This is a genomic window from Mesorhizobium sp. LSJC280B00 (assembly GCF_000502835.1).
Lineage (GTDB): Bacteria > Pseudomonadota > Alphaproteobacteria > Rhizobiales > Rhizobiaceae > Mesorhizobium.
Genome location: NZ_AYVL01000039.1, coordinates 53,096 through 59,983 on the forward strand (window position 1 = coordinate 53,096; position 6,888 = coordinate 59,983).

Here is a 6,888-nt window from a genome sequence, read left to right on the forward strand (position 1 = left end):
GAGGCGGTGTGAGCGCAAAGGCTAGTAGAACTTGCCATTCTGAGGTAGCGAGGTTTGGACACTGGCTTGTTACATACCCGGACGCTATTTCTCTTGCTCACGCACAGAGTCGGTCGTCGACGAGAAATTCGGGGTCAAGGCCAGTGCGGCGTGTGAGCGCCCTTTGGTGAAGCGGATCTGACATGTTATTTTCCTCACTTTGTTCAATCCTCGGCGCTACCTGCGATCTAGATGCAGCACGGTAGCTTTCGCCGCTCCTCACAAAAGCCGTTCAAGACTCGTGCCAATCATCTCGTCGAACTGGAGAAAAGAGTTTTGCTGTTACTCGTCAGCACGTTGGCCCAAATAAGGATCGGAGTTCGGCTAAACAACGCTGCGTAGCGAGCCCTACAAAGCCGGACTGAAGGTGTCGGATGGCCGACTGCACACACCTTTTTGGACAATGGGATGGAAGCTCTGCACGCCGAGACTTGCCCGGTTCATCCCTGCTGCTTTCTTTAGGCTTTTTCGGCCGCCTAAGGATGCGGGCGCCTCAACGGCCGGCGGGGCCTAGTAGAGCGCGGCAGGTGTGGGGGTCGACAGATTGTGCAGGTCATCGCCTACAGCAACGGCAGCCGCGTCCCGAACGCGGGAAACAAATGGATCATCTTCTTCGATCCAGCAATCAACACGGAACTGAAGCAACCATACCGGCGGCGCGACCTTCATCGATCCGATACGAATGTGGGAGGGCGCGCTCTGCCCCAGAGAAGTTCCATAATACATATGTAACCGCAAAGTTAGAGTGTCCCGATCGGAGCGGTATACCTAACCCATTGACAAATGGCCTCTCACTCGATGTGAGCAAGCTGCCTTTTGCGAAAGATCCGAACTGCTTTGCAGGGAACTTGTGTCAGCCTATCATGCTGCGACCGGCTGCGGGCTCAGAACCGCCGCGGTGGTCAACTTCCGTGGCCGTTATACAAACGAAGTAGATTGGATTGTGAAGAGTCTTGGAGACGCAGGCGCCAAAGCAGCGCTGCTAGATCTGCGCTCAATGAAGCGAACACTACGTGGACTGGTTGGGCCAGACGGCCAACTCATCGAGCTCGTGTACAATAAACTTCATGTACGGGAAATTGCTGAAGCCAGCGACGCTAGGGACTACTTAGATGCATGCGCAGCTCAAGAGGTGATTTCGATAAATCCCTGGATCTCGCAGTGGATATTATCTGACAAAGCAATCCTTGCTGTACTCAGCGATAAATGGTTCATCTCGAACTTGAATGCAGAGCAGGTCGAGTTTGTTGCGCGCCATATTCCATGGACCCGCGTTGTTAGAGGAGGGATAACAACTGATTCGGAACAGTGTCAGATCGAACTGATTGATTACATCCGGGAGAACAAAGCCGATCTTGTTTTGAAGCCATCTAACGCTACTGACGTGCTCCCTGAAATGTCCTCGGTTTGAGGTTGGCCTGTTCCTCGGATGAGGAGACAGGCAATGAAGCGATCGAGATTTTCTGACGAACAGATCATCGGCATTTGAAGGAACACCAGGCTGGGCTTTCGGCGACGGATCTGTGCCGCAAATACGGTGTGAGCGACGCGACCTTCTATAAGTGGCGCTCGAAGTATGGCGGCATGGATGTGTCGGAGGCGAAGCGGCTGAAGAGCCTTGAGGAGGAGAACGGCAAGCTGAAGCGTCTGCTGGCCGATGCCATGCTCGACGTCTCGACCTTGCGCGAGATGCTCGGAAAAAACTTCTAACGCCCGGGTCGAGAAGGACTGCCGTGACCTGGGCGATCGAGAACAAGGGCTATTCGCAGCGTCGCGCCTGCGGGCTCGTCGTACGCCTCCGGCGAGGCCTTCACCGGCACCGGCACGCCCCTCGGTCTGACGGCAGTGAAGTTCTGGACCCGAACGAAATTCAAGGGAACGCTCGTAGCCAGCGGTAGCTCTCCTTCGTCTCGATCGGCACGCGCGTGGGATTGATGTGCCGCTTGAGCGTGGAGAACTTGCGTCAGTCCATCGCGCTCGTGGGCGCGCCCGAGCGCTGTTGTCAATGCCGCTCGAATTTTCCCCAAAAGTGCCGAAGTAAAATTCCCCAGTTTCGCCGCTCAGACTGTCGCGGAGGGGTGTCCATTTTTCGGTGGCCGGCCGCGNGCCGAAGTAAAATTCCCCAGTTTCGCCGCTCAGACTGTCGCGGAGGGGTGTCCATTTTTCGGTGGCCGGCCGCGGCCGCGATGGTGGATTTAATGTCGGCGGCGTGATGGAGGCTTTTGATCGCAAGTGTTCGGGCATGAGCTCGGCGTGCTGGCGGAGCCGATAACTCGATCCTTCGATCTGGACGACGACCGCATGGTGAAGCAGGCGATCGAGAAGTGCGGTTGCGACGACAGGGTCGCCGAAGACCTCGCCCCATTCGGCGAAGCCGCGATTTGAGGTGAGAATCATTGCGCCCTTCTCGTAGCGGGCGTTGACGAGTTGGAAGAACAGATTGCCGCCACCGTGGACGACGGGCAAGTAGCCGATCTCATCGACAACGAGCAGAGCAGGCCGGCAGAAGAAGCGGATGCGTTCCTGCAGGCGGCCTTCGCGTTCGGCCCTTGCCAGCNCAACGAGCAGAGCAGGCCGGCAGAAGAAGCGGATGCGTTCCTGCAGGCGGCCTTCGCGTTCGGCCCTTGCCAGCGCGGCGATGAGTTCGGCGAGCGTGCAGAAATAGACGCTCTTTCCAGCTTCACAGCCTCGACGGCAAGCGCAATGGCCAGATGGCTCTTGCCTGTGCCGAAGTGGACGACCTCGCAGCGAGCGACGAAGCCGAGTTGGGCCAGCGTGAAGATTCGATCGCGGTCGAGCGANGCAGAAATAGACGCTCTTTCCAGCTTCACAGCCTCGACGGCAAGCGCAATGGCCAGATGGCTCTTGCCTGTGCCGGGCGGACTGGGCTCATAATGCCCGTTATCAGGATGGCGAGGCAAAGAAGATTGTCCGTTACGCCTTTCATCCACGTTCGGGCGGGGAGATTTTCGTCACAGGCCGTCAGCGTTATTGCGGTGAGCCGGCCTATGTCGGGCGACAACCGGATGGCAGCCTGGCGCTGATTCCGATCTGGATGACGGAAGAGATCGCCCTGACGATGGTTTTCCCCTTTCATGCCTGCGCGACCTGCGCCGCGAGGTCGATGCATGTCTACGTTTTCTGCAGAGCGACTCACGCCAGCCAGGAGACGACCATGCAGCGCAGGCAATGCCGAACCGACCAGCCAGACCTGTTTTCCAAGAAGGCTCCGCCATCGAGTCTTCCAGGCGAAGTCCGGGAACGCACCCTCCCGCTGATCGAGACCTTGCTGAGGGAAGCGGTGGTGAGCCAGACGGGACGGGAGGCAGATCATGAAGATCACCGCTGAACATCTCGCGCGCGGTGCCTATGTCTATGTCCGGCAGTCGACGGCCGATCAACTCGTCAACAATCCCGAGAGCCGGCGACGCCAATATGGCCTTGCCGAGCGAGCGCGGTCCCTTGGCTGGAAAGACGCCATCGTCATCGATGAAGATCTCGGTCGTTCAGGGTCTGGCATCCGCCGTCCGGGCTTTGAGAAGCTTCTGGCGGCGATCTGCGAAGGTCGGGTTGGTGCGGTCCTCGCCATTGAAGCCTCCCGGCTGGCCCGCAATGGCCGGGACTGGCATACGCTCATCGAGTTTTGCGGCCTTGTCGGAACGCTCATCATCGATGAGGACGGCATCTACGAACCGCGTCATCCCAACGACAGGCTGCTGCTCGGCATGAAGGGCACGATGAGCGAACTGGAGCTTTCGATCCTGCGGGCCCGCTCGATCGAAGCCCTGAAGCAGAAGGCACGACGGGGCGAACTTTTCCTGACGGTGGCGATCGGTTACGTCAAGTCGGGCCGGAACCGGGTCGAGAAAGACCCGGACCTGCGGATCCGCGAGGCGATCGATCTTGTATTCCGGCGTTTCGACGAACTGCAGAGCATCCGGCAGGTGCATCTGTGGTTGCGCCGCGAGGGCATTATGCTCCCTGCCGTAAATTACACGCGCGCGGCGGACAGGGCGATCGTCTGGAAGCTGCCCGTCTACAATACGGTGCACCACATTCTCACCAACCCGATCTACGCCGGCGCCTATGCGTTCGGGCGAACCTGCAGCAAAGTCACCATAGAGGCCGGACGCAAACGGATTTTGCGTGGGATCAGGCGCGATCGCGCCGACTGGGAGGTCTTGCTCATCGACCATCACGAAGGTTACCTGAGCTGGCACGATTTTGAGAGGAATCAGCGCCTGATCACGGACAATGCCACAAGCAAAGGCCTGGTGCCGCGCGGTGCTCTTCGCCGGGGCGAGTTGCTGCTCGGCGGTCTCTTGCGCTGCGGCCATTGCGGCCGCAAGCTGCATGTCTCCTATTCCGGCAGCAACGGCAATACGGGGCGCTATCATTGCCGCGGAGCGCAGGTCAACCACGGAACCGACCCGTGCATCGGCTTCGGATCGTTGCGGGTCGATCAGGCGGTCAGCGCGGAGGTTCTTCAACGCCTTCAACCGCTCGGCATGGAAGCGGCGATCAAGGCCATCGAGACCTCCACCGTGCAGGCTGGAGAGAAGCGGCGCCATGTGGAGCTCGCACTCGAGCAGGCACGTTATGAAGCCGCCCATGCACGCCGCCAGTATGACGCCGTCGACCCGGACAACCGGCTTGTAGCAGGCGAACTGGAGCGACGCTGGAATGCCGCGCTCGTAGCCGTCCGCGAGCGTCAGGACGAGCTTGACGCGCTCGACCGCCACAAGCCTGAGGCTCTGGGAGAAGAGGAACGGCGGAGCCTGCTGCGCATGGGCGCCGATCTCGAACTGGCATGGCATCATGCCAACGCCACCGCCACCACGCGCAAGCGGATCATCCGTGCCGTGATCCGCGAGATTGTCGTCGCCATCGAAGACGACCACATCAAAATGCTGGTGCATTGGCAGGGCGGCGACCATACCGCGCTTTCGGTCAGGAAGAACAAGGCAGGCCATCACCGTTGGGGCGCCCCGCCGGACATCGAGGACCTGATCCGTGCCCTGGCACGCCAATTGCCGGATAGAGCGATCGCATCGCTTCTCAACCGGCTCGGCAAAACCACGGGTCGTCTGAACGGATGGACGCAGTCCCGTGTCTGCACTTTCCGCAACCAGCACGACATCGCCGTCTACAAAAAGGACGAACGGTCGGAGCGCGGCGAGCATACATTGCAGGAAACGGCTGCGAAGCTCGGCCTGCGGCCAATGACCGTGCTGCGCATGATCCGCGCCGGCGATCTGAAGGCCGAGCAGTATTGCAAGGGTACGCCCTGGATCATCCGTCATGAACATATCGAGCAACTCGATATCCAGCACCATTCCGGCAGGAGCGGACACAGTCCATTATCACAATCACAGGATCAGCAGATCCAGCTTTTTCAATAACATAGCGAGGTGTGCATTATGTCGTGGGATCGGGCGGGCCGAGGAAGTGGACGACCTCGCAGCGAGCGACGAAGCCGAGTTGGGCCAGCGTGAAGATTCGATCGCGGTCGAGCGAGNGCCGAAGTGGACGACCTCGCAGCGAGCGACGAAGCCGAGTTGGGCCAGCGTGAAGATTCGATCGCGGTCGAGCGAGGGCTGGAAAGAGAAGTCGAAGCCGGCGAGCGTCTTGATCGTGGCCAGGCGCCCCATGCGCAGTGCCGTCTTGATCCGGCTGTTCTCGCGCAGGGTCAACTCTTCCGAGAGGAGGATGTCCATGGCTTCGAGGGCGGCGATCTCGCCTTTCTCGAGCCGGCGCACGACATGATCGAGCGCTTCGAGCGCCCGCGGCATCTTCAGGCCGACGAGGTCGTGGCGGATCCGGTCGATGGTGGATGGCGTGGTGTCGAGCGCGTTCGTCATGGACGTTGCTCGTTCGCCATCACCCGGGCGACGGCGTCGTAGAAGGCCAACGGACGCTGAGCGACCCTGTCGCCCGAGCCATGAAGAATGACCTCGTCGTTCCTCAGTCTTTGTCGGCGCTTGTGGACGTGGATGTTGCGATGACCCGGCTCGACATGACGCTGGTGCCGGCCTTCGAGAATAGGATGGGTGGCAATCAGTGCGCCGTCCTCGAAGATGCGCAACTCTTCGGCCAGCGTGTGTACCTCGACGACACGGCGCCTGGTGGCGTCGGGCACGCTGTAGAAATTGCCGCCGACGCTGACCATGCCCTCCCGGCTGATACGTCGCTCGAGCTTTAGGACCGATCGGAACGGAGCCAAAGGCAGCGGCCGCAGCGCTGCGCGCTCCTCGGCGAAAGCTTCGTTGACGACACGCCTTGTGGTGGCGTGAACCCTCGGGTTTGCGACCGTGTCCAGCCAGTGACGCAACTGGGCGTTCAGGTCTTCGAGATTGCGAAAGGACCGGGCCAGGAAGAAGTCCTCGCGAATGTAGCGGAACGGCCGCTCGACCTTGCCTTTCGTTTTGGCGCGGTAAGGCCGACACGCCTTGGGATGGAAACCATAGTGGCGGGCAAGATCGACGAGGGCACGGTTGTAGACGATGCCGCCGGTATCGCCTTCGCCGATCACAGCCGTCTTCATACGGTCGTAAAGCACTTCGCGAGGAGCGCCGCCCAGCGCCTCGAAAGCCCCAGCATGGCAGCGCAAGACAGTCGGCAGATCCTGGTGGACGACGAAGCGTGCCCAGATAAGGCGACTGAAGCCAAGCACCATGGAGAATAGCCAGACGATTCTCGGCGTGGTCGGCTCATCGGTAAAGACGACATTGAACTGGGCGAAGTCGACCTGCGCCTGCTCGCCGGGCGGGGTCTCGAAGCGAACCTCGTATCCACGCTCCGCCGCGGCAGGACGGACGTCGCGCAGGAAGTCGGTAACGGCCGTGTAGC

At 60.3% G+C, this 6,888-nt stretch carries 4 protein-coding genes and 3 pseudogenes; 4 read left to right on the plus strand and 3 right to left on the minus strand.

All coding sequences use genetic code 11. From position 1 onward, the window contains the following. Positions 1-889: 889 nt before the first annotated feature. Both X773_RS70130 and X773_RS70135 read left to right on the plus strand, forming a co-directional pair. On the plus strand, positions 890-1,450 hold the full coding sequence (locus X773_RS70130; protein WP_031212953.1) for a hypothetical protein: 561 nt from the start codon (positions 890-892) through the stop codon (positions 1,448-1,450). Between the two features lie 33 nt (positions 1,451-1,483). Beyond that, a pseudogene (locus X773_RS70135) lies at positions 1,484-1,826 on the plus strand (transposase); the annotation flags it as partial. A 348-nt stretch (positions 1,827-2,174) separates the two neighbouring features. Here X773_RS70135 and X773_RS75565 read toward each other — a convergent pair. Beyond that, a pseudogene (locus tag X773_RS75565) lies at positions 2,175-2,670 on the minus strand (ATP-binding protein). A 424-nt stretch (positions 2,671-3,094) separates the two neighbouring features. Here X773_RS75565 and X773_RS70145 point away from each other — a divergent pair. Continuing rightward, positions 3,095-3,388 carry a hypothetical protein gene (locus X773_RS70145; RefSeq protein WP_023680145.1) on the plus strand — a complete coding sequence of 98 codons (294 nt, stop codon included), beginning with the start codon at positions 3,095-3,097 and terminating at the stop codon, positions 3,386-3,388. Further along, complete coding sequence (locus X773_RS70150; protein ID WP_023680146.1) at positions 3,372-5,441, plus strand: recombinase family protein; 2,070 nt, start codon at positions 3,372-3,374, stop codon at positions 5,439-5,441. The genes X773_RS70145 and X773_RS70150 overlap by 17 nt, the downstream gene beginning before the upstream one ends. 120 nt (positions 5,442-5,561) lie before the next feature. Here the strand turns inward: X773_RS70150 and X773_RS70155 are convergent. Together X773_RS70155 and istA are read right to left on the minus strand one after the other, a co-directional pair. Further along, positions 5,562-5,900: pseudogene (locus X773_RS70155) on the minus strand (ATP-binding protein); the annotation flags it as partial. Then, positions 5,897-6,888: IS21 family transposase (gene istA, locus X773_RS70160; RefSeq protein ID WP_023680148.1), on the minus strand; the 992-nt coding region annotated here is incomplete at its 5' end. The pseudogene X773_RS70155 and the gene istA, both read right to left, overlap by 4 nt.